19 protein-coding genes are annotated in these 25,923 nt (G+C 38.6%); 12 read left to right on the plus strand and 7 right to left on the minus strand.

Features of this window, described 5'->3' with window-relative positions:
* Window positions 1-91: 91 nt before the first annotated feature.
* Complete coding sequence (locus tag BLP81_RS05635; protein WP_093366816.1) at window positions 92-655, minus strand: DUF6642 family protein; 564 nt, start codon at window positions 653-655, stop codon at window positions 92-94.
* Between the two features lie 218 nt (window positions 656-873).
* Between BLP81_RS05635 and BLP81_RS05640 the strand changes: the two genes are divergently transcribed.
* Together BLP81_RS05640 and BLP81_RS05645 are read left to right on the plus strand one after the other, a co-directional pair.
* Window positions 874-1,239 carry a BlaI/MecI/CopY family transcriptional regulator gene (locus tag BLP81_RS05640; RefSeq protein ID WP_093366819.1) on the plus strand — a complete coding sequence of 122 codons (366 nt, stop codon included), beginning with the start codon at window positions 874-876 and terminating at the stop codon, window positions 1,237-1,239.
* A 2-nt stretch (window positions 1,240-1,241) separates the two neighbouring features.
* Window positions 1,242-3,098, plus strand: a complete 1,857-nt coding sequence (locus tag BLP81_RS05645; RefSeq protein ID WP_093366822.1) for a M56 family metallopeptidase — start codon at window positions 1,242-1,244, stop codon at window positions 3,096-3,098.
* Between the two features lie 94 nt (window positions 3,099-3,192).
* Here BLP81_RS05645 and BLP81_RS13755 read toward each other — a convergent pair whose 3' ends face one another.
* The 3 genes from BLP81_RS13755 to BLP81_RS05660 form a co-directional block, all read right to left on the minus strand.
* Window positions 3,193-3,528 carry an SOS response-associated peptidase family protein gene (locus tag BLP81_RS13755; protein WP_394330528.1) on the minus strand — a complete coding sequence of 112 codons (336 nt, stop codon included), beginning with the start codon at window positions 3,526-3,528 and terminating at the stop codon, window positions 3,193-3,195.
* Between the two features lie 322 nt (window positions 3,529-3,850).
* A complete protein-coding gene (locus BLP81_RS05655) occupies window positions 3,851-4,546 on the minus strand; it encodes a TVP38/TMEM64 family protein (RefSeq protein WP_093366824.1) in 696 nt (231 codons plus the stop codon).
* 325 nt (window positions 4,547-4,871) lie between these two features.
* On the minus strand, window positions 4,872-9,359 hold the full coding sequence (locus BLP81_RS05660) for a T9SS type A sorting domain-containing protein (protein WP_093366827.1): 4,488 nt from the start codon (window positions 9,357-9,359) through the stop codon (window positions 4,872-4,874).
* A gap of 1,053 nt (window positions 9,360-10,412) precedes the next feature.
* On the opposite strand from BLP81_RS05660, the gene BLP81_RS05665 reads away from it, so the two are divergent.
* From BLP81_RS05665 to BLP81_RS05690, 5 genes are all read left to right on the plus strand, one after another.
* Window positions 10,413-12,668, plus strand: a complete 2,256-nt coding sequence (locus tag BLP81_RS05665) for an FUSC family protein (protein WP_093366830.1) — start codon at window positions 10,413-10,415, stop codon at window positions 12,666-12,668.
* 509 nt (window positions 12,669-13,177) lie between these two features.
* Window positions 13,178-13,564 carry a hypothetical protein gene (locus tag BLP81_RS05675; RefSeq protein ID WP_093366834.1) on the plus strand — a complete coding sequence of 129 codons (387 nt, stop codon included), beginning with the start codon at window positions 13,178-13,180 and terminating at the stop codon, window positions 13,562-13,564.
* 173 nt (window positions 13,565-13,737) lie between these two features.
* Window positions 13,738-14,013, plus strand: a complete 276-nt coding sequence (locus BLP81_RS05680) for a hypothetical protein (RefSeq protein ID WP_093366837.1) — start codon at window positions 13,738-13,740, stop codon at window positions 14,011-14,013.
* A 373-nt stretch (window positions 14,014-14,386) separates the two neighbouring features.
* The gene (locus tag BLP81_RS05685; RefSeq protein ID WP_093366840.1) at window positions 14,387-15,328 is read left to right on the plus strand and encodes a hypothetical protein; all 942 of its coding nucleotides are present in this window, start codon (window positions 14,387-14,389) and stop codon (window positions 15,326-15,328) included.
* A gap of 160 nt (window positions 15,329-15,488) precedes the next feature.
* The gene (locus tag BLP81_RS05690; RefSeq protein WP_093366843.1) at window positions 15,489-17,372 is read left to right on the plus strand and encodes a DUF885 domain-containing protein; all 1,884 of its coding nucleotides are present in this window, start codon (window positions 15,489-15,491) and stop codon (window positions 17,370-17,372) included.
* Window positions 17,373-17,845: 473 nt separating this feature from the next.
* On the opposite strand, the gene BLP81_RS05695 is transcribed toward BLP81_RS05690, so the two are convergent.
* Window positions 17,846-18,742 carry a helix-turn-helix transcriptional regulator gene (locus BLP81_RS05695; RefSeq protein ID WP_093366845.1) on the minus strand — a complete coding sequence of 299 codons (897 nt, stop codon included), beginning with the start codon at window positions 18,740-18,742 and terminating at the stop codon, window positions 17,846-17,848.
* Window positions 18,743-19,007: 265 nt separating this feature from the next.
* Here BLP81_RS05695 and BLP81_RS05700 point away from each other — a divergent pair, with 265 nt between their 5' ends.
* Entirely contained in the window at window positions 19,008-19,907 is a 900-nt protein-coding gene (locus BLP81_RS05700) for a patatin-like phospholipase family protein (protein ID WP_093366848.1), read from the plus strand.
* A 27-nt stretch (window positions 19,908-19,934) separates the two neighbouring features.
* On the opposite strand, the gene BLP81_RS05705 is transcribed toward BLP81_RS05700, so the two are convergent.
* Window positions 19,935-20,600, minus strand: a complete 666-nt coding sequence (locus BLP81_RS05705) for a class I SAM-dependent methyltransferase (RefSeq protein ID WP_093366851.1) — start codon at window positions 20,598-20,600, stop codon at window positions 19,935-19,937.
* A 1,189-nt stretch (window positions 20,601-21,789) separates the two neighbouring features.
* Here BLP81_RS05705 and BLP81_RS05715 point away from each other — a divergent pair.
* The 4 genes from BLP81_RS05715 (at window position 21,790) to BLP81_RS05730 (ending at window position 25,296) form a co-directional block, all read left to right on the plus strand.
* Window positions 21,790-22,401 (plus strand): hypothetical protein, encoded by a 612-nt coding sequence (locus tag BLP81_RS05715; RefSeq protein WP_093366856.1) that lies wholly within the window; start codon window positions 21,790-21,792, stop codon window positions 22,399-22,401.
* Window positions 22,402-22,562: 161 nt separating this feature from the next.
* Window positions 22,563-23,048, plus strand: coding sequence for a hypothetical protein (locus tag BLP81_RS05720; protein ID WP_093366859.1), 486 nt, complete (start codon window positions 22,563-22,565; stop codon window positions 23,046-23,048).
* A 166-nt stretch (window positions 23,049-23,214) separates the two neighbouring features.
* A complete protein-coding gene (locus tag BLP81_RS05725; protein ID WP_093366862.1) occupies window positions 23,215-24,516 on the plus strand; it encodes an erythromycin esterase family protein in 1,302 nt (433 codons plus the stop codon).
* Window positions 24,517-24,666: 150 nt separating this feature from the next.
* Window positions 24,667-25,296, plus strand: coding sequence for a hypothetical protein (locus BLP81_RS05730; protein WP_093366864.1), 630 nt, complete (start codon window positions 24,667-24,669; stop codon window positions 25,294-25,296).
* A 110-nt stretch (window positions 25,297-25,406) separates the two neighbouring features.
* Here the strand turns inward: BLP81_RS05730 and BLP81_RS05735 are convergent.
* A partial coding sequence (locus BLP81_RS05735) for a transposase (protein ID WP_245686419.1) occupies window positions 25,407-25,923 on the minus strand: 517 nt, incomplete at its 5' end.

Genomic DNA, 25,923 nt, shown 5'->3' on the forward strand with positions numbered 1-25,923 from the left:
CTCCTTTACACCTCAGCATTTCGCAAAGCTTGTTTACTGCCAGCCTTGCAAAGCCGACGATTTAGATCCAGGTTAGATTTACAAAGGCTGTTCAGTAATACAATCTAAAGTCCAGCAGCTTACAAAGCTTATACTGCTTTTGAAACATCTGTTCAACGACTTCTCTGAGATCGTCATTCTCATAAAACAGGCTAAAAAACAAACGATCCAGGGTATAAGCACTGGACAGGCTTTCGGAGTGAAATCCGTATCCCGAGATGGCCCGGGCCCCGGTAACATCCAGAAAATACTGACACTCGTCATCGGTCAGGTCCAGGATTTTCCGGTTGGCAAAATGGACGACCTTGCCTTTCATTTGACCTTCGAAAAGCTCGGCGATCTCTTCGATGCTGTAATAATACCCATTGATTAAAATGCTATTCGCCTCTCCGGGGAGTACCAGGTAAATGATTTCGTAATCCTGGAAATGATGATCCTCATACAGTAAAAAATTCAGGCTTTCCTCCAGGCCTTCAATCGTATCGCAGGCTTTGTAAATACTCGAAATCTCCTGAGTCAAAGCCATATGCTCCAGTATGCCGACCACGTCGGTGGTTTCCACCTGCTCCGCATCAGGAACGGCTTCGAGACAGTAAATAAAATTTTCAATATCCATACACTGGGTTTTCGGTATAAGGCTGAATCCGTAACAAATTTAACCTAATAGTCCACTTTCAGGGCCTCCTGCTCCACTTTATCCTGAATAGTTTTGAGATCCTGTTTATTAAAACATGACGTGATGCTCAAATAACTAAAATCATTTAATTTAGCTCTACACTTGTAGATGTAAAATATTATTCTACATTTGTAGAAACAATTTTAATCCTGTAGAACATGAAGTTATCAAAATCTGAAGAAGAACTGATGAGCCATTTATGGAAAAGAGAAAAGGCCTTTATGAAAGATTTTCTTGCTGACTATCCAGAGCCGAAACCAGCAACAACGACTATTGCAACGCTCCTAAAGCGTATGACTGACAAAGGCTTTGTAGGGTATAGCCTTTTTGGAAAAAGCCGACAGTACTACCCGCTGGTAGAAAAATCTGCTTATTTTTCTAAGCATGTCAACGGAATAATAAAGAATTTCTTTAATGACAGTGCTTCTCAGTTTGCTTCCTTCTTTACCAAAGAGACAGAGCTTACCAAGACTGAATTGGAAGAACTCAGAAAAATTATAGACCAGCAAATTAAAGATAAATAAGCATGGAACATTTCCTGATCAACTCATCAGTTTGTCTATTTGTGCTTTGGCTGTTTTATAAACTTGCCTTAGAAAATAGTTCATGGCATCACTGGAAACGCTTTTATCTCATCGGTGCACTCCTTATTTCTTCTATCATACCATTTATCGTGATAGAAACCATTGTGATCCCTATACAGGAAACTAGCATAGCCGAAATTGCTGACTTAAGTACTGGCAAGGCTGCTATTGAAGCGCAAAATTTTGAAATCAATGGCTTATACATCTTAATGGCTGTTTATTTGATTGGTGTTGCTGTCATGCTTTGGAGGTTTGGGAAAAACTTCTATTCATTTACAATCAAACCTGATGATGAAGTCAGCCAATACAAAATCTATCCATTGATTTTACGTCAGGAAATTACTGTTCCTCATTCTTTTTTTAACCGCATTTTTGTTAATGCAAAAACTTATAAAAAGGATCTCATACCTGAGGTAGTTCTTGAGCATGAGAAAGCACACCTGGATCAAAAACACAGCATTGACATTGTATTCATTGAACTATTATTAGTGTTTTTTTGGTTCAATCCCATATTCTATATCATCAGATATAGCATGAAACTAAACCATGAGTTTCTGGCTGACCGAAGTGTCATTCAACAAGGGGTTAATACAATGACATATCAGGAACTCATATTACAACATGCTACCAACAGCTATCAGCACAGCATGGCCAATACCTTTCATTTCCCCATAATCAAAAAAAGATTTAACATTATGAAAACCAACACTTCAAAAGCCAATGGCCTATTAAGAAGTCTGGCCGTTATTCCAATCCTCACTTTCCTCATTATAAGTTGTGGAAAGGAAGAAATCCAGCTTGAAGAAATTTCAAACAAAAATTTACCTCAGAAAATTGTATCATTTGTCAATAATAAAATAGATGATAATAAAACATTTCTAATTAATGGCACTGAATATTCTGCTCCAAAAGTAATTGAAGAATTAAAAGATTACCCTAATGCAGGTATGGATTTAGGATTTAAATACAATGAAAAAAGTATCATTAGCATAGATACCAACAGATTTGAATCTGAAGAAAATCTACAAAATGCATTGAATATGTTAATCGAGGAAACAAGCGGAAAATCTTTTGCAGAAGAGCAAATACCAGAATATAATCGCCTCGCCAAAAAACATAAAGCTTATATGGATAAAAATAATACTTTGATTGCATGGAAAGATGATACCTCACGAATGCAAGATCTTTACCATTCAATGACCCAGGAACAAAGAGATAATAATGAATCATGGCCTTATTTAGGTAGAGTAAGTGATTTAAAACCGGGGCAAGTACCACCACCACCTCCGCCAGCACCAGCTCAAAAACAACAAAACCCTCCAACCCAAAAAGAAGTTGGGGCTTATAATGCCTGGGCTAAAAAGATACATAGTGAAACAACTCAACTTTCCGGAAACGCAAAATTATTGCCAATTGTTGACGAACACAGCTTAAGCAAATTCTTAGAAATATATAAAAGAATGTCACAAACTCAGAAAAATCAATCTATTGAGTTTCCATTCCCAGGTCTTAAAGATAGCCAACACAGTTTTATGTCAGATACATTAACCGAAAAACAAGCAGCCACCAAAAACCAAATAGCTGACTATAATGCCTGGGCCAGGATAATTAACTCTGCCATGGAAAAAGCAGAAGCCACCAATAATAAAAGCCTGTATCCTATTGTAAAGCAAAAAGACCATGACAAATACTATAACATATACAGAAATATAATGACCGAAACGCAGAGAAAAAATTCTGAACCCTGGCCTAGTTTTCCACCTCCTCCAGCGCCTCATAATTCACCTTCTCCAGAATAGCTTTGACATCGCTGTTGGTTTGGGGATGAAACAAATCCTGACTCACGGGATGATACTCGAACTGATCTTCATCGTAGTCTGTGGTTATAATGCCTTAAATTTCCTCCTGATCTCGGTCGTCCTTCAGCCAGTCGTTTTCCTGATCTGAAGATAGCATCACAGGCTGTCGATTCTTTTTGTTGTGGATTTTAGCAAATAAGGGGGAAGCTTCTTTGGCAAGAATGCCAAAGGTGACTTTGTTTTCTATACGGGTGTAAATCCCCGCCAGGGACAAAAAGTCCTTATCTTTTGGTTTAAACACAAACGGATACTTATCTCCCTGGTGATCATGAGGTTCAAAAAAAGCGGAAACCGGAATAATACAGCCTTTGGTATAGATGGACTGCCTGTACAAAAAATGATCGAAGGCTTTTTCGGACCTGGCATTGATGCCGCCTCCAAAGTTCCTGGCCGCTTTGTAATAGGCTTACAACTCCTCTACCGATTTATCTTCCGGCGCTATGCCCCAGGTTTCAGCAGCCAAAACACGAGGTTTTCCTGCGGAATGAAAAGCATCTGCGGGTGGGTAAAGCAGATGATCTGGTAGTGAGGCTCCTCAAAGATATCACGTTTGCTTTCATCACTGAGTTTCACCTTGTACTCTGCTTCTATTTTTTTCAACGTTCTGGACCAGGGAGGTATGGGCGCATATGGGTCAAATTCTTGATTTGAAGTTATAAAAAATCCTACTCAAAAACAATGGATCACAGCGACTATTCCTTTGGTTTCCGCTGCTTCTTATCCCAGTAAATGTAATACACGAAACCAGCTAATAAGATTAAGGATCCCCATTTCAACAAGTCTAGGTTCTCACCCAATACCGCTATAAGAACAATGAGCGGTAGAATTCCTATGAGGGTCGCCCCTATAAATCGCCAGTAACCCATTTTTAAAATACCCCCTACAAAACTGATGGCATCGTTGGAAAGGAAGGGGTTGAGCCGTGTGATGATGACGGCCCAGAATCCGTACTGGTTAATGAATTCTTCTACCTTGTTTTCGGTCTTCTGTCCCAGAAGTTTCATGATGAGAGTCTGACTTAAATAGCGCCCGACAAGATAGCCCACCGAGGAGGCCACAAAAATAGCAGTCAGACTGATAAGACTGCCCCAAAACCCGCCATAGGCCAGTATAGAAACCAATATGAGGGCCGGACTTGGAATCACTATTAAAAACATCTGCGTCACCATGGCCAGAATGAGAACTAAGGGACCATACCAGCCAAAATCATCCACCCAGTTTTTGATCCGCTGCTCATCCCCGCTGGTCAGGATCAGCCAGGCTTCGTCGAGAAATTGCTGCAGGCTCGGCACCAAAAAATAAGCGGTCACTAAGCCGCCCAGGAATATCAGTGAAAGCACAAGCGGCATAGGGCTTTTGCTGGTACTGCTTTGACTTGAATTTTTCATCGCTTCCTGTTATGCTTAGACTGACCTTGCTCTGGAGTTCCTGCTGCAAAACTAATACGAATTTGAATATTAAAATTGGTAAAAGCGCTGGATTTTAAATACAATCCCATTTTGAAGGAGTTATAAGTTAAACCGGCCACCCATAAAGAAGGGGATTCGGAAAATCCTAAAGCAATTCAAGTTAGGGCCCCTACTCTTCCGGGAGTAATTCCGCCAGCTGAACTCAGGTTTAAGACCTCAGTACTGAAGCAGTTCTTATAACTCTGGAGGTAAATAAAAAAAGCCTCCACATGTGGAGGCTTTAGAAAAAATTAAAGGATGAAATTTATTTTTTAATAAATCTCAAGGTTTTTGATGTTTTCCCATCATTAGCATCAACTTTGGCAAAATAAACGCCACTGGACAGATTACTGACGTCAATGGACAGGTCTTTGCCTGTGGTGATTAATCTTCCATTCATATCATAAATGGCAACTTTATCTAACTTAAAATTAGATCCTTCAATTGTTATGAATTGTGATGCCGGATTTGGAGAGAGTTTTATGTTGAGATCTAAACCTAAATCTCTCACTCCTAAGGTTGTCTCCACAACTACAATTACAGAAACCGTTGTACTATTCCCTTCAGCATCTGTAGCCGTTAAATTGACTTCATATTCTCCAGCTGAAGTAAATGTATCCTGATCCAGACTCAATGTGATATTACCTTCAGAAGAACAGTTATCTGTTACACTTAATAAGACATCAATGGGCTGAATACTCACGGTATTATTGGAATCCAGGCTAACATTAATACTAACTGTTTCTAGTATCGGAGCCAGGTTATCAACAACAGTCACTATGGCAGTTGCCGTAGACTGATTGCCTGAGGTATCCGTCACCGTTAAAGTTACAGTATTTTCACCCAGAGTTGAACAGTCAAAACTAGTAACATCCAAAGCTAAAACTTCAATACCACAATTGTCTGAAGAACCGTTATCTATTTGAGCAGCAGTAATACTTGCAGCACCAAATTCGTCCAATTCTAGACTTAGATTCTGAGCAACAGCCGCTGGTACAGCAGTGTCTGTCACAGTCACTATCGCTGTCGCGGCAGACTGATTGCCAGAAGCATCAGTCGCGGTTAACGTTACGGTGTTTTCTCCCAAAGTTGAACAGTTGAAACTGGTGACATCCAAAGCCAAGTTATCAATACCACAATTGTCCAAAGAACCATTATCAACCTCAGCAGCAGTAATACTTGCAGCACCAAATTCGTCCAATTCTACACTTAGATTCTGTGCAACAGCCACTGGTACAGCAGTGTCTGTCACCGTCACTAATGCTGTCGCAGTAGACTGATTGCCTGAGCTATCCGTCACGGTTAGAGTTACGGTGTTTTCACCCAGAGTTGAACAGTTAAAACTGGTGACATCTAAAGCCAAGTTATCAATACCACAATTGTCTGAAGAACCATTGTCAACCTCAGCAGCAGTAATGCTGGCAGCTCCAAATTCATCCAATTCTAGACTTAGGTTTTGAGTGACAACCGCTGGTACAGCAGTGTCTGTCACCGTCACTATCGCTGTCGCCGTAGCCTGATTGCCTGAGGTGTCAGTTACCGTTAAAGTTACGGTGTTCTCACCCAGAGTTGAACAGTCAAAACTGGTGACATCTAAAGCCAAAGCTTCAATACCACAATTGTCTGAAGAACCGTTATCTATTTGAGCAGCAGTAATGCTGGCAGCTCCAAACTCGTCTAATTCTACCGTTAGATTTTGAGTAACAGCCGCTGGCACAGCAGTGTCTGTCACAGTCACTATCGCTGTCGCCGTAGCCTGATTACCTGAGCTATCCGTCACCGTTAACGTTACGGTGTTTTCTCCCAGAGTTGAACAGTCAAAACTTGTGACATCTAAAGCCAAGTTATCAATACCACAATTGTCTGATGAACCGTTATCTATTTGAGCAGCAGTAATGCTGGCAGCGCCAAATTCATCCAATTCTAGACTTAGGTTTTGAGTCACTGCGGTAGGTAAACTATTATCAACAACAGTAACAGTTGCCGTGCCAGTTGAAATATTACCATTTACATCAGTTGCGTAGAGAGTAACAGGGTTAATGCCAACATCAGAACACTGGAAATCTAACTGAGTTTTAGTTTCCGTGTTTGAAAAGCTAAACCCGGGAAAATAACCAGTTATTATATTAAGCCTCCAAGCTTCAGGTAGGTCAGCCATCGTAACTCCTGAGGATGAGTTCAAGTATTTAGTTGTTCCAAGAACTGAAAAATCAGATTTAATAAAGAAAGGTTCTGTTGGGTCAAATAGATCTCCGGCAATTTTGCCTTGCTGTTCGATCGTAAAAGTTGTTCTGGTAGTTGAGGTTTCCCAGGTCACATCTCCAAGCGAATTATTATTACCTCTCCATTGGATGTTTCTATCTTGTGTAGAGCCAGCCTTTCTGTATTTTATACGAAGAACATCACCAATCCTTAAGAATTGATCTATTTGAGTTACAGGTTCGAAGCTTATTGGATCATTTGCCGTATTCATCGAAACAAAGCCAACATTGAAGCCAAGTGATGAAGTTCTAGATGAATTTTGAAGTGCATAATCGTTAGAAACCCCATAAATCAAAGCATTAAATAGACCACAATTATCCGAACTGCCATTATCAATTTGGTCTGAAGCAATGCTTGCCTCGCCATTAGCATCAAGTTCTACGATTATGTCTTGAGTAATTACCGTCGGCACAGTTGTATCTGTTACAGTAATAATAGCTGTCTCTGTAGCCTGGTTCCCAGAGGTATCGGTCACCGTTAAAGTCACGGTGTTTTCTCCCAGAGTTGAACAGTCAAAACTGGTAACATCTAATGCTAAACTTTCGATATCACAATTGTCAGATGAACCATTATCAACTTCAGCAGCAGTAATGCTGGCAGCTCCAAACTCGTCTAATTCTACACTTAGATCTTTTGTTAAAACTGTTGGGGCTGTATTATCTTGAACGGTTACTGTAAAGCTCGAAGTTGTAGAATTTCCAGATGCATCTGTTGCTGTGTAGGTTACCGTTGTTGAGCCTACATTAAAAACATCACCTGAATTATGAGTACTTGTGAAAGCTTGAACTGTACAATTATCTGTAGCATAAACTCCTGTCGAAACAGAAGTTCTCATGGTTAATTGCCATCCTGGATTTAATCCATAATTATTAGAATAATAGTTACCGTAATTGTAAGATTCATTAGCTACTATGGAACCGATGTCATTCAAAAACCTTACTGTATATATATTTCCTGATTGGACAATTAATCCAGCACCTGCTGTTATATTCAATTCTTCCCAGCCAGAGCAAACATTACCTAGATTGTAGAAATTAGTATATAATAATGTGCCGGAAATACCATCTCCAGCGTATATTTCCATTGTAAATGCTCTATTTACACATCCATTAGTAAATATTTCTATTTGTGATAATGCTCCGGATTGTCCGGCCGTAAATGACTGCCATTGGTCTGACCCAGCTGTTCCAATGGAAGACTGGTCCTGATTAAGGTCTAAAACAGTTTCAGCCCAATTAACCGTTGCATCACAGCTTCCTGGAGTGTTACTCACAGTTATGTTTGAAGGAATATTTGAAATTGCCGGAGAGGTATTATCTACAACGGTAACTATTGCTGTCGCATTAGCCTGATTACCTGAAACATCAGTCACCGTTAACGTCACTGTGTTTTCGCCCAGAGTTGAACAGTCAAAACTACTGACATCCAAAGCTAAACTTTCAATACCACAATTGTCTGATGAACCATTGTCTACATCAGTAGCTGTAATACTTGCAGCTCCAAACTCGTCTAATTCAACAGTTAGATTTTGAGTGACCACTGTTGGTGCTGCAGTATCTTCAACGTTGATATCAAAATTGCAGTTTGAAATATTACCATCTATATCTTCTGCTGTCCAGGTGACGGTGGTAGTACCAAGGTTAAAATCAACTCCATCAAGACTAGTACCTGTTCCTGTAGTAGCACCCGATAAGGTGTAATTTCTGGCTATATTATTGTAAATTTCAAGTCTTCCATTTAAGAGATTTGCAATATCACCATGAGTGCCCGTAATTATAAACCCCCACTGCTCTCCTGCTGTCACAGTCACTGAGGAATTACCTGAATTGCTGAAAGAGCAGCCTCCACCGGAGTACAATGTTTCCACAATAGTGTCGGGAGTGCCCACCCATATGCGGTATAATGCCTGACTCTGAAACCAGGAATGACAGCCCTGCAAAAACCAGTCAAAAGAAATGGTTTCGGTTGCATTTGCTGTAATTGAATAGGTATAGGTTCCATTTCTTGGCGTGCCGTTTCCATTATAGGCCAGCCTTAAACGCTGCTGACCAGTAACTTCAGCATAGTCTATGCTTGTCGTTCCTCGTGATGCCGTTGCAGACCAGTTGTCTTTGTTAAGGTAATCTTTGACCACATCCTCACTTACAGAAGGATCCCAGTTTGTTCCGGTATGCGTGTAAGCACAGGAGTCTGTATTCGTGCTTAAGGTTTGGTCGTTAATACAGTTTAAAATGGGTACGGAATTACTAACAACAGTGAAATCTGTTTTTGCTTCAGATGTGCCTTTATCCTCTTTAACATCTGCAGGCTTTAAAAGGCTAAAGCTCTCTTTCTGAGTTTCAGTTTTAGAAAGGTTTGAATCTCGAATACTGTAGTAAGTATCCCAAAATAGTTTGGAGGATGAATTTTCTTCATTTCTGTTTTGTGCAACTGTTGTAGTAATACACATCAAAAATATAAGAGTTAAAAAAGTAAAGTAGTTTTTTTTCATTATTGTTTTATTAAGGATTAAAAAGGACTGATGTGATCACATGAATTAAAAGAGATATGTTTTGATCACTTTATTGACTTGATACCATCTCTTATCTTAGTAATTCAGCATAGGCAGGTTGATTAGATTAGAGGTATAAATAAGGATTTTTCAATACTATTGAGATGGATTGACATCTGACCTGGACCGGGCATTGAAAAAAGAAAGATGAATGATGAATTAGAATAGGCTAAGTTGTGGAGTGTACATGTATTATAAAAATTTAAGTCCGTACTTGTCATAAATGAAAAAAATCAATATTTTTCTGTATTACTTAAAATTTGAATTTTGTAAATTTTAAGCTTATGCTTTCCTAACGTATTCATAACGAAACAAATGTGATATTTTAAATCCTGTGAATATTAAAAGATGTTAAAAATTTAACATTATATTATGATAAAATATGAGACCTGAGCAATGAAGTTCTTTAGCCGTAAGGTGTCATTCAGACCTCGCTTGCTAAATGCCTCTGATTATATGTATACTTATAAAGACTTGATGTAAAATTCAGTCAAAAGTGGATTAGGTTGGGAGATTTCACCAAACCTCAAGAGGAATAGTTTCGGGATATGAATTAGATTCCTGCAGGGTTAAAAATCTAAAATTTTTAAAAAAAGACTAATACCATCATTTTATCTTTAAAAAAAAAACAGTTCTGCCCTTATAGCAAACCTATGAGTTCGTATTCGTCATACCGGCTTTTCTTATGGCTTCTTTTCTAAGCAGCTGTCAGTTCTGACCGGTTCAATATCTACACCTACGGAATAAATTTTCAGGTTCTGAATCATCCGGTTTCAAGGACATATCGTTAAGGCGATTACTATTAGCTTCATAGCAAATACAGGGCTTTAAAGCTTTCCCCCCACGTCCTCAAAATAAAAATTTAGTAAGCCTTCCAAAGAATGATTTAGTATGCACTTGTATCAAATGCTGCAAAAGCCGGAAGACTCCCAAAACAATTAAAAAGCCGGAGCTGTTCCTGTGAATTGAACTAACTTTACTTCAAAAAACAGCTTGAAAGAAAGCATCAAACAACTCGAATTATTCTTTAAGAGTTCCAATTTTGATCGCGGTATTCGTGTGGGCGTAGCGCTGGCCATACCCTTTGCTGTTTTTTACGCTTTAGGTTATTTCGAATTGGCTCTTCCCGTTGTATTAGGTGCGTTTTTAAACGCTCCGGGAGACATGCCAGGCAGTAGAAAACGCAAAGTTAACTCTATTCTGATCAGTACGGGTTTAACCATGCTGATCACCGCCATCATCCTGTTTACAAAACCATACCTGCCCCTCTTATTAATCACCATGGGAGTGATTGCCTTTTTTGTATCCCTGCTGTCTGTTTATGGGTTTAGGGCCTCTCTGGTGTCTTTCTCAGGCTTATTGGCAATGGTCATTGCCTTTGCAATCGATAAAACATCGACTTCTGCTATTTTGATCCAGGTGGCCCTGATGGGCGTCGGTGGTCTCTGGTATTTAGCGGTATCCCTGCTGTTTCAAGTCATCTTCCCCAATAAAGATCAAAATCAGTTGCTCTCGGATACGCTGCAGTTGACCGGTGAGTATTTGAAGCTGCGTGCCAAACTGCTCACCAGTACAAAAAATAGAGACCAGCGCATTCAGCAAAATTTCAGTCTTCAAAATCAAATCAACGATAAGCACGAAAGCCTTCGAGAGACGCTATTATCCGCCAGAAAACACTCAGGACGCTCACGCTACGAAGAGAAACAACTCCTGATATTTATTTCGACCATCAAAATTTTTGAACTCATCGAAGCCGAGCAGATGAATTATGAAACCATCGCTAAAATTTTTAAGGATAAAAAAGAATTTTTAAAACCGGCAAAACAATTGAATAAGCGTATGGGCAACCATCTCATTCGTCTGTCCGAAGTGCTGATGCAGCGCAATGCATTACCCGATAAAAAGAAGTTGACGCTGGCTTTAACCAGGGCAAACGATTCCATAACGGCTTATCTGGGAAGGCTTAAGCTGCCCCAGGCCAGAGAAGGCGCTTTGATCTTGAAAAACTTATACGATTTCCAGGAACAGACGCTGGAAGAAATTACAGCGATCAGAAGAGCAATGGATAATGTGAAAGAGGCTTCAAAAGTGTCTTTAAAACGCCAGGATGCCAGCCAGTTTTTGACCCTGCACGAGTACAGGCTGAATATGATCTTACAAAACCTGCGTCTGGACTCCACCTTATTCAGGCACTCATTAAGACTTAGCATAGCCATGCTGTTCGCCTACAGCCTGGGCCTCTTTTTTGAAATACAAAACACCTACTGGATTTTACTTACCATCATAGTCATTATGCGTCCCAGTTATGGATTGACCAGGGAGCGCTCTAAGGATCGAATTACAGGTACCCTCATTGGAGCGGTCATCGCTGTGGGGATTGTTTTACTGACTCAAAATGAAATAGTCTATGCGGTCCTGGCCCTGGTCTCTCTGGTTTTTGCCTTCGCCTTGATTCAGCAGAACTATAAGTGGGCTGCAGCCCTTATCACCATTAGTATTGTATTTGTCTACTCGTTTATCAACCCTAAAGCCTTGGAAGTTATACAGTACAGGGTGATAGATACCTGTATAGGGGCGATCATCGCCGTAGTGGCTAATTACAGCCTGCTGCCCAGCTGGGAAGTATTTAACCTTAAACAGGTCCTCATAAAGGCACTTAAAGCCAACAAAACCTATCTTCTGGCTACTCAGGACTTATACAGGGATCCTGAGGATAATATTTTGGCTTATAATTTGGCGAGAAAAGAGGCCTTTCTGGCTATCAGCCAGTTGAACGCTGCCTTTCAGAGACTGACTCAGGACCCTAAATCCAAACAAAAAGAATTTCAGCTGATTTATGAAATGGTAACCCTTCACCAGACGCTCATTGCTGCCATAGCCTCTATCGGCAACTTCATCACCCAGCATCAAACCACCCCGGCTTCTGTTGAATTCAATATGCTCATCCAGAGAATCTCAAATACACTTCAGGGCGCCCTGGATGGTCTGGAACAAACTTCAACTCAGGACAACATAGCTCAGGCTAAAGCTGAAGATGCTCATGAGAAATTGCTCAACAAATATAAGCGCTTAGCCCAGGCAAGAGATGAAAACATCAAACTTGGGAATGAAGCTCTGGATACCGAAACCCTGCATGCGTTACAGGAAGCCTACCTCATCTCTAACCATCTGGGATGGCTTGTCTCTTTAGCCGATAATTTGAAGCGCTCTACAAAGCGCTACAAGGAGACGATTTTGCAGGAGGAATGAAAAGCTCATCATCTACGTTAAGCTGAAACCCTTTCTATCAGGGTTTTACAACCGCTTTCTTAAATTAAATAATACTGACTTTTTACCTGCGCAGGTATCTGTCCCTGTCAAAGTCAAAATACCTTGTCTTTGGGATTCAACACAGGGCTGCTTTTCAGCCTCGTGACCCTTAGGTTCAAAATAACCAGACACAGTCAGAATATCGTTTTTATAGAACTATTCCGATTTAAAATTACTATTTTTAGGTGACTATAATGAACAGGAAAGAACTGTATAGCACAGATGAAGAAGTCTAAACTTGATAAGCTACTCAAAGAAGAAGAAAAAACCACAGAATCACTATTCTCTTTGATTTATTACTTTGCTAAGGACTGGATGCGACCCTCGCCCAAACACCCCCTTGCACTCCAGATTCTTCTTTTTATTTTAAAATTACCTGTCCTGATCTTATTTCTAAGCTTATCCCCTGTCATTTTTTTATTTTTGTTCATCACTCTTGTTGTTGGATTATGAAACAGGAAAGCCCCGTCCTAATCCTGGTGATTGTTTCTGCATCGCTGTTTTTGATACATCAGTACCTTCAACTTGGAGTTCAATTTCAAATAGATTTTCTAGATAATTATTTAGACCCTGCAGTCCTTATGCCGCTACTATTATATGCAGTGCTTTGGGAACGCAGAATTCTTTTACGCAACAGAAACCTGGTTTTGCCCTACACCGATATATTGGGCTACTTTTTACTCATCCTGCTCTTCGGGGAACTCCTTTTTCCGCTAATCAGTGAAAAATTCACGGCAGACTATTGGGACATTCCTGCCTATGCCTTTGGTTCCCTCGCCTATGTCATCGCAAGGGAAATCTCCAATTTTAAAAACTTCAGAAATGACGAGTCTTGATTCTCGGAACTTCTGGAGAAACAACCAGGATAACTATAAAAATCATGCGCAATTACATTCTGATTTCCATCCTCTTTCAGGCATTCCTTTTCCTGTTCAGCGGATAAGATCACAGGCTGGAATAATTTGAACCGGACGCTGCGACTTGGGTTCGCTTTCAATCGTTTTATGCTATGGAAAGCCTGAGTGAATTTTACTCCCCTGACATCCAAGCTTACAGAGATAAGGTTGAAATGCTGTCCATGATGTCGACCGATGATCCTGAATTCTGGGTAGCCAATACACAAACCCCTGTGGTAGCGTCAACAGAATCTACAATAGCTACCCACCATGCCTACCATGCAAAAACATTAAGGCTTAGGGCCAACGCATTGGTTATTAAGCATGTGAGTTATCATGGATATTATGAAGACCCCAGCGGGGGAAAGCTTTGTCGACTTTATTCTTAGAAAAGCCGGGGAAGAATAATTATGGCCTTGAAACCAAGTTTTGAGCATACCCAATATCATGTTTCTATATGCTTTTACGTATAAAACATCCATTTTTAACCCTTTTATATCCAATTGCATATAATTAAAAAATTGATGGTGTTGAAAAATATCGCTATGGTTAAAAATTTAGCAGAAATACCTCTACAAATATTGCAATGCATTTATTATTTTGGTATTGAGCTAAATCCCTTCCTATGGTGATTTTAATTTTTTTTTTAAAATATTAAATCGTTTGTTGTCAGTTAATTAAAACTTTATTTTATAGTTTTGTTTACACTTGTTTATGAGATCGAATAAATTTCGGTCCTTCTAAGCACCAAAAACGCACATTATGAACATTAAGTGGAGTCTTAGTATCTTAGTAATTATCGCCTTCATAGGCTGTAAGGAACAATCAAATCAGAAGAAAGAGGAAATCAGCAGTGTTGAAGAGGAGAAACAGGATGTCATTAACATCGTCACCGAGGACATGGATTTCCAGATGCCCGATACGATTCCTTCAGGCTGGAATACCTTTCGCTATAAAAACCTCTCCCCACAGACCCATTTTTTTCTTGTAGACAAGTACCCGGAAGGAAAGACTTCAGAAGACGCAGAAAACCTGGTTGCCCCCGTATTTGATGATGCCATGAAATTGATAATGGAAGGGAAAAGTGAAGAAGGTTATGCCGAATTTGCAAAACTTCCAGATTGGTTTGGAGAGGTTGTATTTGTGGGTGGTTCAGGCTTGCTGTCACCTGGTCAGACTGGAGAAACCACCTTTCGTCTCAAACCGGGGGAATACGTTATTGAATGCTACGTTAAAATGAGTAATGGTGTGTTTCACACATCTATGGGCATGACGAAAGACCTTTTTGTAAGCGCTGAGGATTCCGGTAATGAAAAGCCGACAGCGGATACCGAAATTACGATCTCCAGCACAGATGGAATTGTATTCAACGACTCCATAAGTCCCGGGGAACACACCTTCTCCGTCTTTTACAAAGACCAGACCGTTCACGAAAATTTTGTCGGGCACGATGTTAACCTGGTTAAGCTGGGTGAAAACGCCAACCTGAATGCACTTGAAAACTGGATGAACTGGGCGGACCCAAAAGGCCTGATGGAACCCGCCCCCAAAGCGGTCGCCTTTATAGGAGGTGTAAACGATATGCCCGAAGGGCGAATGGGGTTTTTCAAAGCAAATTTGGAACCCGGTAACTATGTACTCATATCCGAAGTCCCTAATGCTTCAGGCAAAAACCTCATGAAGATTTTTGAGGTCTCTGAATAAAAGTAGGCGGCTGTATCCCGAGGAATCTTTTACAAATAGGAAGAGGTAATTTAATAGATATATAAATTTTCCAGGAGGAATAAGGCGTTAAAACGCACTTATATTGGAGTATATAAAAGTCAGCCTTCATAAAAACAACATGCATTAACACACTTAACACATGACTAAAAAAAAACGCACCTGGAAATTTTGGACAGGAAGCACCTTACTGGTATTATTCATCCTTGGAGGATTATGGCTGACCAATCTCATATGGTTCAAACCTTTTAGCATCACTCATTTTTATGAAAAGGTATTCGTAGAACTTGTATTAGATAGCCCGGAATTAACTACAACACTGGGTGTTCCAATCATTTATGACTGGTCTAAAGATGAACTCAATGATATTTCTGATGCCAAACAGTGGGAAAACTTCAATAAGGCCAAAGAAGATTACGAAACGCTATTAAGTTATAATTATGAAAATCAATCGCCAGAAAATCAACTCAACACGGATATTTTAGGGTATTATATGAAGATGAATACGGTAGAAGCTGAACCTTTTTTCTACCATAATTATCCTGTTAATCAAATGTATGGTATACAAAACGGTTTGCCCAGTATGATGGAAAGTTATCATAAACTCAATGATGTTATTGACATTGAAGCCTATATCTCACGTTTATCAAAATTCGACACTAAATTTTCTCAGCTTATAGAAGGCCTCAAAATAAGAGAAGCAAAGGGAATTATCACACCAAAATTTATCAATACCATTCTAATTTCCGAAATGAAGGGATTTGTTGGCACTAAAACGGATAGTTTAGGACAGTCACATACCAAACCAAATGCTGTGACTTCCAATATTCTTTATACCAATTTTGAAACCAAAGTGGATGCCCTGAAAGAAATTTCAGAAGAAGAGAAAACGATCTATAAAAAAGAAGTCGCTGAAGCTATGGAAACGTCGGTTTTTCCTGCTTATAAAAATCTTATTTCCTATTTTGAACATCTAAATTTAAAAGCTACCAATACTGCAGGTGTATGGAAATTACCCAACGGTGACGCCTATTATCGCCACATGTTAAAGCTAAATACCACTACAGATTATACGCCAGAACAGGTACATAGCCTGGGGCTTTCCGAAGTAGACAGAATCAAGTCGGAAATGTACGCTATACTGGAGGCAGAAAACTATAGGGATTCTACCAAAACCATAGGCCAAATTATTCAACAGCTCAATACAGAAGAACGGTTTCTGTATCCGGATTCCGATGCGGGACGAGAAAAGATTTTAGCTGATTATAAACGTATGATCGATCATATAAGCCAAAACATGAGTGAGGCTTTCAACATTAGGCCAAAAGCAGGTTTAGAGGTAAAACGTGTTCCTGAATTTAAGGAAGCTGGTATGCCTTTAGGTTATTATGAAGGCCCTGCAATGGATGGATCGCGTGGTGGTGTCTTTTATGCCAACCTAAGGGATACGAAAGAACATGTCACCTATTTTATGAAAACACTGGCCTATCACGAAGGTGTTCCCGGACATCATTTTCAACTCGCCATACAAAATGAACTTCAGGGTATTCCCACATTTAGAACCGTTATTCCTTTTACAGCATACAGCGAAGGCTGGGCACTCTATGCCGAACGCCTGGCCTGGGAATTGGGTTTTTACGAGAACGACCCTTTTGGTAATCTGGGCAGGCTACAGTCAGAGATGTTTAGAGCGGTACGTTTGGTTGTCGACACTGGTATGCATTATAAAAAATGGACACGAGAAGAGGCCATTGATTATATGATCCAAAATACAGGCATGCCTACATCGGATGTTATTACAGAGATTGAACGCTATGTTGTTGCCCCCGGACAAGCCTGCGCCTACAAAGTTGGGATGCTGGAAATCCTGGAACTACGGGAAAAAGCAAAACAAGAACTCGGGAGCCAGTTTGACTTGAGGGAGTTTCACAACGCCGTTTTACAAAATGGCGCTATACCTTTAGATGTTTTAGAGAAGGTAATCAATGACTATATCCAAATGACCTTGGAAAACCAGACTGTCTAAACGCTAAATGGAGAATGCTATTAAAATATTTCCCGGGAAAACTTTAAAAAAACTTAGCGGTGCTGAAAATCACAAAGGCTCCGTCATCAAATTTACATTCACCCTTACAAAACATGCAACGTTGCAAACAGGGTTTTTATAACCAGCCGTTGCACCAGTATTTAAAATCTGTCTTTTCCTGAAATAGGTTGAACAAAAATCAATCATTTAATTCAGGATCAATGTAAAAGGATATTATAATAACTTTCATAAATACCTCTTTATCACCGATACGCAATCCTCTTCAATTGCCTATCAAAAATGAGGCTCTCTGCCATCGCCAAGGATTCTTATATTTTCAACTTTATGCTAAGGCTGAAGCATTTCCTCAGGTCATTTTGATTTGCTTTAAGCGCTTAAGTTCGATGACAAGGCTTTAAATTAAGCGCTTAAAGCAAATATCCAAGTCTATCACTATATGATAGACCAATAAATCAATAAGCTTCGTAGGCTTTTTTAAGTTCATTTCTGATCTCCTGAGCGAGACTTAGTGGCTCCAGAACTTTAGCCATAGCGCCGTATTTTAGGATGAGTTGTCGTAACTCGTCGTTGATCACCACATAATATCCGTATACCACATGCGTGCGTGTGGACCGAATTAATTTCTGGCTGCGGTGGAGCGGTGCATGTTCTAAAAACGCACTTTGAGAATTTTCAAAAGCAATCAGGATCAGCTCCTTTTCCTTATTGATTTGAGAAACCCCGACGCATCCCCTAAATTTCTCTTTCAGGGGATAGTTTTTAGGTTCAAAGGTTTTCTGCCTGAGCACCAGGGCTTCTATGCGATCTATCCCCAGTGTTCGTATTTTATTTTTCCCCACTTCCCCGACGACATACCAGCGACCCTGGTATTGCTTTAATAAATAAGGTTTCAGGGTATACGTAATGACCTTTGAGGCACTACACTTTCGATGTGCGATTTCAATAACCTGACGGTTTTTAGTCGCCATTAACAAGCGGTCCAGGTATTCTATCCCCTGAAGCTGCTGTTCATTTTCGAAGTCGATACAGTTTAAGGAAAGCTTCCCTTCCAGGATACCGGCACTAAGCGCCTCTGAAAGCTGGTTGAACTGTAAAAACTGAATGAGCTGAGCAACCTCATCCTGGTCTTTGACAGCTAGGCTATAGGTATGATCTGAGGCCTCATAGCCTAATTCGATGCCGAAATCCTCCTTCAGGGTTTTTTTATCGCGCTCGAAAGTGGCGATGCCAACGGATAAGTCGTGTTTTTCGAGCAAACCTAATAGCGCCTTAGCGGTTGCCGGTTTCCGGTTCAGGTGGTTCACAAGAATATATAAACGCTTGAGTTTATTGTTGAGCTTCACTGGCATAGGAAAGGTATTTAAAGGTCTATCACATAATGATAGACAATATACGTAAATTTTACAAGACAGTCACATTCACATTAAAACTGTAATTTTTTTTATAAACATCTGGATTTAGAGATGAAGCTTAAAGTTCATTCAATAAATTGGATTTCAAAATAAAACCAGTTAAAGTACCTCCTAAATCCAATCCATACCTGTAGGTTAACTTTTTAAAAGTAGATTTGAAAATCTAATTTTGCTATAAAAAGGCTTCAAAATAAAAACGTAAATGAAGAAAGTATCCTTAGTTTTATCCGGAGGCGGTGCAAGAGGCCTCGCCCATATAGGAGTTCTTGAAGAACTGGAAGAACAGGGTTTTGAAATTCACTCCATCACAGGAACGTCTATGGGAGCAGTGGTTGGCGGGATTTATGCCGCCGGAAAAATGAAAGCGTTTAAAGAATGGATTTTAAAACTCGATAAAATTGACGTCTTTAATTTAGTGGATTTCACTCTTTTTAAAGGGGGGTTCATTGAAGGAGACAAAGTTTTTAAAGAATTATCTGGTTTTATTCCGGACACCCAAATTCAAGACTTACCCATTCGATTTTGCGCCACCGCCACCGATTTAATCAGCAAAAAACAGGTGATTTTCAAGGAAGGAAGTCTGTATAAGGCCATGCGGGCTTCCATAGCTATTCCGAATGTCATCACCCCGCTGAAACATGAAGAGTCTCTCCTTGTTGATGGTGGCGTCATCAATAATATTCCTATCCCCCATGCTCCGCGAAACGACAGGGATGTTTTGATCGCGGTAAATGTAAATGCAGACCTTCCCCTGCCCGAGAAAAAGGAAGAGAAAAAGGAAGAGAAAGAGGAAAAGAAAAAAGGAGAAGAAGAGCGATCTTTTTATCAAAATACAATTGATAAGTTTAATAAGAATCTGAATGAATTATTCCCGGAGGATGATAGCAATGAGTTAAGCTATTTTGATATCATGAATGTCTCCTTTGAAATAATGAGAAACGAAATGGTGAAATACACGCTTGAAAAACACCCCCCCGATATTTTAATAGAAACGCCGCGGTATAGCTGTGAGATCTATGATTTTTATAAAGCCGATGAATTAATAGAAATGGGACGCAAGGCAGCACTCAAGGCTTTGAACGATTATAAAGACGATCAGTGACTAACTGAAAAGTCCGCGATAACCGACTTAATACAGGGTATACAAGGTAGTTTTAATAACACCTTTGTGATCTTCCGACGGAATGGTCAGTAGGTTTTTTTCTTCCTTGACTTTAAAATGAAATGGCGGCGCTAATAAATTGACGCCGCTTTGCTTTTTAAGCCGTGTTCCCTGTCCGGAAATGATCTCTTTATTCGGCACAAATTCACCCTGAGGCAGATGCTCGGTGAGAATGAGGTATTTATAATGACTTAGTTTGGTTAGAATATTGTGTATCTCATCATTTGAGAGATGCTGCAGCACCTGTCTCAAAATAACCACCTCAGCGGCCGGCAAATCATCGACCGCTATATCCAGACACCGAAACTCTAAGTTTTCATCCGTAAAGGTTCTGGAATTATAGTCTATAAGCTCCTCAACGATATCCACACCGATATACGTTTCGGCATACTGTACCAGATGTTTTCCAATATTAAAATCGCCACAGCCCAGGTCACAAATGACAGGGGCAGATTTAAACGTCTGCAAATAAGAAGACAAAGCCTCTATGTAGGGTTTTACGAGTTCAGGATGGTGAGACCCTATGCCTGAATAAAAATCAGAGTGGTTGTCTCCCCAGAGCTTCATGCTATAAATTTGTTTCATAGCCTCCCTGGTGGGCCAGGCTTCCTTGATTTTCTGCTTCACATTCATTTTATTTTAATACACAACCTGATAGCTTAAGGAAGCTATTGAATTGATTTTGCATTGGCACAAACCTAAGAAAATATGTTTTTAAAACCATTTCCAAACTTGAACTGCAGTAGACTGGAAATTGATTTTTTAAATAATCTCGAGAAAAATATATAAGCCTGCTGTCAATAGCATTTCGCTTCGGAAGAAATTGGCCAAAACCATTCAGATCCCTAAGGCTGAAGCCAGCAGATCTGAATTTTCCATGAATGCTGTCATCCAAATAAGCCTTACAGTGCTGAGAAGCTTTCTCTTAGCCTTCCTGTCCCAGTCGGGCAGGCAGGCTGGATTCCCTTCGACTCCGTTACTCTTCGCTCAGGACAGGCTTCTCGTCCAGCACGTATTTTTTCAAAAGTTTACACATAAAAAAAGGAGCTAACTTTTAAGTTAACTCCTCGTAGTAGCGGGGACCTGCCTTCCTGTCCCAGTCGGGCAGGCAGGCTCGACTCCCTTCGACTCCGTTACTCTTCGCTCAGGACAGGCTTCTCGTCCAGCACGTATTTTTTCAAAAGTTTACACATAAAAAAAGGAGCTAACTTTTAAGTTAACTCCTCGTAGTAGCGGGGACTGGACTCGAACCAGTGACCTTCGGGTTATGAGTTTGGTCAAAACACCGGTTTTTTGCGCTTTTTTTACTGTATATGAATTAAATCATGTACCGGTATGTGTACTCTGATTTATATAATTTTTTACGAATATAAAGCAATTATTTCTTCTTGATGAATCCTCAAAACATAAAATTATAATTATTAAAAAAAAATCAAAAAACAACGGTTCACGAAATAAACCGTTGGATAGCACCTCAACGGTTCCTTTACTTAGATGACATGTCTTAGAACTGAAAAACAAAGTTTTAGCAATCAAAGCATCAGCTTTTAGGCAAAGTTAAACGGATAGCCAAAAGTTCTAGCATTAGTTTTTCAAATCACCGTTGCAAAATTAGCAACGGCTATAGCAAGGGTTTCTCATTTAACGTTGCAAAACGATCAACGGCATTATCAACTCCGGTTATAATGTTGCCAACAGCAAAAGGAACGAATTCTTTCAAATCAAAATTGATAAAAACATGCGTTTATCCCGTAATTATTTCAGATAAACGTGTATTTTTATCAACATATAACGAGTTCTACACCATTTGACTGAAACTTACATGAAAATAATTTCAACAATTTTAATAGCACTTTTAATTTTTGGTTGTAATACGAAAACTGAAAAGAATAAGAATAATTCGAGTATACAATTAGAAAAAGAAAATCAAAACGAAAAGCAAACGGAGTTTAAGTTCTCTGACTATCAAATTAAAAAAGGCAAATTAGGACCTATAGAAATAGGAATGAATATTATGGATGCTGAAAATCAGTTTAACGGACTATCTAAAAAGAAAGATGAAGCTATTAATTTTGGATTTGGTGGTGGAAGTCCTGCTTACTTGTATTACTCAAATGATGAAATTATTTTTGGACTTATTCCAAAACTTGGTACTGACGAAATTTTGTCCATTATTGCGGTTCATCCTGAATTAAAAACAATGAATGGACTAAATCCAAAATCAACAGTAAATCAATTGCTTGAAAAATATCCTGATATGTTGATTAATAAAAGTTTAATGAATGACTGGGAGTTTTCTAATGATAATGCGATGAACTGGACATTTGTTTTTATGGCCGATGAGAAAAATCAAATAGGCGTTTATCCTGATATCGACAATCCATCGGAACCAAAAAAGCTGACCACTAAATCTGATTGGTTAACTATAGAATGAACAAACGGTGTAGAACACAGGCTATAATTCATTGCGGTTGAATTCCTTGACGGAATTCAGCGCTAATTTACTATCTTTCGGCTACGGCGGAAAGAATCCTGCGGATTTTTCCGCAACGAAATCATAGCCAGAAACGTTGTGCACAATTTAAAAAAACGACATTGAGAACTCTGACAATCTTACTCCTCGGACTGACATTTTTAAGTTGCAATTCGACAGACTCAAAATCTGAACATTCCAGTAATGAATCGAAACAGTCTTCTGAGCCAAATTACAAAGTAGCAATTCAGTTTATAAATGACTACATCGGCTTTTCAAATGACCGGCAATCTGAAGTTGGACTGATTGAGTGGATTAATCAACGACACGATGTGACAGTTGACTTCAAAAATGAACTTAATAGAATACTCGAACAAGCTATAAAGAATGACCCTGAACTCGGGTTAGGATTCGACCCCATTCTTGACGCTCAGGACAATCCAAACAGATTTGAACTCGAAAAGACAGAATCTGAATATCTTATAGTTAAAGGTGAAAATTGGCCTGAGTTTCGACTGACTTTGAAAATGAAATTAGTAGATAGTAAATGGCTTGTTGACGGAGTAGGAATAATTAATGTGCCTGAAAACAAGAGAATAAAAAGATAAAAAAATGTGCACAACACGAGGCTATAAGTAATGCTGTATGATATGCTTAATCGAAGTTTTGCGATTTTTTGCTAAATTAGTTTAATAGCTAAAAAGTAGTGGCATTTATGCACAGCACTACATATAGCCCGGGACGTTGTACAACATTTAAAAAAAGACTTATCTAATGAAGAATACAATATCAATATTCATATTTTTTTTAACCGTCCTTAGCTACTCTCAAAAAAAGCAAACTATAGAATGGATAAATAATAATTCTATTCTTATTGAAGACGCTAATCCAAATTCTGACCTAATTGATTTTAAGCAAAATACTCCCGTTAAATTTGCCAATGCTAAGATTTATGGTTTTGGAGAAGCTTCTCACAATACAAAGGAATTTTTTGACCTTAAGTCAAAATTTTTTAAACACTTGGTCAATACTCAAGGTGTCAGAGTCTTTATAATGGAAGAATCGTATCAAGCTGAATCTGGAATTAATGAATGGATAGGTGGTGGAAAAGGAGACATTAAAACAATAGCTGAGAATTTCAACATAGGATTTTGGCATTCTAAAGAAGTAGTAGAATTATTACAATGGATGAGAAATTTCAACTTAGATAAATCAAAAGGAGATCAAATTCGCTTTTATGGAATGGATATTCAAAATGGGAAAAACATTAATAAAGAGATACGAACATTAATTAATGAGAATAAAATTAATATTGACGAATCACTCTTGACAACTGTAGATAGTTGCTCAAACAAAACAATAAACTATAACAAACCTGACGATTGGTGGCAACTTCAGATCCCAAAATTAACTAAATTAAAACAGCAAATACTGACTTCAAAAAACGAAAGTGAAGAGTATAAATCTTTAATAAGAAGTTTAGATTATTTAATAGGTTATACTGAATATGCCTCGTACGTTAAAGATCAATATCCGAAAAGCACGGAATTTAGAGACTTAAAAATGTTTGAAAACGTAAGATGGATTGTGGAAAATCTTTCGCCAAACAGAAAAGCTTTTATTTGGGCTCATAATGAGCATATTAACAAAAAAGAAATGTACTACGCTGGGAGTGATATAATTAATTTAGGTCGTCACTTAAAAGACCACTACTCAGAAGATTACTATAGTGTAGGTTTTGACTTTGCGACAGGAAAGATTAATGGTTATGTAGTAGATAAAAAAGGAAATCACTGGAAAACTTATCATATAGAGAAACCTTTTAGAAGAACTTACGCCGAAACATTAAATGAGGCTAATAAGGAAATTTACTTTATCGATTTAGATAATGCAATTGAAAAAGAACCAACAGAATTCTTTAGCAAGAAAAACAAATACTTACTTATAGGTGGAGGTGGATATCAACCTAAACCGTTACATAAGATAAAGATTTCAAAAATATATTCAGAATCCTATGATGGTTTAATCTTCGTAAATAAAATATCGCCTCCGGATTATAACTTAAGCGAACTATAAAAACGTTGTACAACACTGTATAAAAACAATGCTTAAACCTGTCTCAAATCCAAACTTTTTGCTCGCTTGCTTAGCGGATTGTCCTGCGGACAATCACGCTCGCCAGCTCGCACAGTTTTAATACGAGACGTTAGCAAACATTGATACCAAATGAATAGATTTCTCTTTTTTTTAATGCTATTTTTAAGTGTTAATTGTTTTTCTCAAAATAATGATATAATATCCTTATTGACTAAAAACGATTTCTCTAAATCTGAGGCAAAAGAGTTACAAAAATTAATTAATTACTTTGAATCTGAGGGTGGCATAAAAGAATCCGACTTAAAAAACTCTTACGTTAATTTCATTTATGTAACATCATTATATCCTGACTCATTAGCAACTCAAATTTTTGAGAAAACAAAATTTAGAAAGCGTTTTAATGATATACCAAATAGTTTAAAATCTGATTTATGGCAGTTATACGAGGGAACTGCATATATGAGTCATGATAGAGTAGAATTTAAAGAACCTATAAAGTATCAATCTTATGGTATTAGAATTAATGGAAGATTTATAAATCTTCTGAAAACTATTTCTGACAAACGAGTTCAAAAATATGTTGAAAGAATTACTGAAACGGGGGATTTGCCGACTTCATTTATTTACAGAAATATAATTCTCGATTACAGAGAGATAAATAACATTGATTTTGAATCTGATTATTGGAGGCTAATAAATACAATTCAATTTTTAACTCAGTTAAATGAATATTATGATTACTCTGATTTGTCTAATTAGAATTTAAACGTTTGCTAACACTGGTAACCGTTGCACAAGCCACTAAAACTCTAAAAAATGAGTCGTTTTAAGCCCTTTTCAGGGCTTTTGTCTTTTTATTTATGTTGGATTTACGCTAAATTTAGAGGGCTTAAATAAGAGTTGATTAAGTATTGCAGTACTTTTATTTCTGATACTAATGATCGTAGAGCTTTTGCTCCACTTTTTGCCCGTTTTTGAGTGAACTTCAGGTACTTCTTCAGGTTATAAGCTATGGCCGAGAGGTGCATTACCTTGTTGGCTTGTTGTAGTCCGATGGTATTGATTTTTCTTAAGCCCATGAATTGAGTAAGAGTCCCAAAAACAGGTTCTACTGTACTCTGGCGTTTGGCTTTCATGTATCTGCCTTGTTTACTCTCTACCCGTTGGATATTTCTATCATACTCTTCTTTGTAGTAGGTTACTGAGAACTTTTTTTCTTTGGCTGTACGTCCTAAACATTCAGCTTGCAAAGGACATCCTTTGCATTGTTTGCTTGAACTTCGGTATTCTTTCTTTAGGGTTGCTGTACGGTAATCTTTAAACACTTTCTTGAAGGGAATGATCTCTCCTTGGGGACAGATGTAATGATCTTGCTCCTGATTATAT

The sequence above is a fragment of the Psychroflexus sediminis genome (assembly GCF_900099815.1).
GTDB lineage: Bacteria > Bacteroidota > Bacteroidia > Flavobacteriales > Flavobacteriaceae > Psychroflexus > Psychroflexus sediminis.

Coding starts and splice junctions, on each gene's coding strand:
- BLP81_RS05635 (WP_093366816.1), bottom strand. CDS start 655: ATGGATATTGAAAATTTTATTTACTGTCTCGAAGCCGTTCCTGATGCG.
- BLP81_RS05640 (WP_093366819.1), top strand. CDS start 874: ATGAAGTTATCAAAATCTGAAGAAGAACTGATGAGCCATTTATGGAAA.
- BLP81_RS05645 (WP_093366822.1), top strand. CDS start 1,242: ATGGAACATTTCCTGATCAACTCATCAGTTTGTCTATTTGTGCTTTGG.
- BLP81_RS05655 (WP_093366824.1), bottom strand. CDS start 4,546: ATGAAAAATTCAAGTCAAAGCAGTACCAGCAAAAGCCCTATGCCGCTT.
- BLP81_RS05660 (WP_093366827.1), bottom strand. CDS start 9,359: ATGAAAAAAAACTACTTTACTTTTTTAACTCTTATATTTTTGATGTGT.
- BLP81_RS05675 (WP_093366834.1), top strand. CDS start 13,178: ATGAAACAGGAAAGCCCCGTCCTAATCCTGGTGATTGTTTCTGCATCG.
- BLP81_RS05680 (WP_093366837.1), top strand. CDS start 13,738: ATGGAAAGCCTGAGTGAATTTTACTCCCCTGACATCCAAGCTTACAGA.
- BLP81_RS05685 (WP_093366840.1), top strand. CDS start 14,387: ATGAACATTAAGTGGAGTCTTAGTATCTTAGTAATTATCGCCTTCATA.
- BLP81_RS05690 (WP_093366843.1), top strand. CDS start 15,489: ATGACTAAAAAAAAACGCACCTGGAAATTTTGGACAGGAAGCACCTTA.
- BLP81_RS05695 (WP_093366845.1), bottom strand. CDS start 18,742: ATGCCAGTGAAGCTCAACAATAAACTCAAGCGTTTATATATTCTTGTG.
- BLP81_RS05700 (WP_093366848.1), top strand. CDS start 19,008: ATGAAGAAAGTATCCTTAGTTTTATCCGGAGGCGGTGCAAGAGGCCTC.
- BLP81_RS05705 (WP_093366851.1), bottom strand. CDS start 20,600: ATGAATGTGAAGCAGAAAATCAAGGAAGCCTGGCCCACCAGGGAGGCT.
- BLP81_RS05715 (WP_093366856.1), top strand. CDS start 21,790: ATGAAAATAATTTCAACAATTTTAATAGCACTTTTAATTTTTGGTTGT.
- BLP81_RS05725 (WP_093366862.1), top strand. CDS start 23,215: ATGAAGAATACAATATCAATATTCATATTTTTTTTAACCGTCCTTAGC.
- BLP81_RS05730 (WP_093366864.1), top strand. CDS start 24,667: ATGAATAGATTTCTCTTTTTTTTAATGCTATTTTTAAGTGTTAATTGT.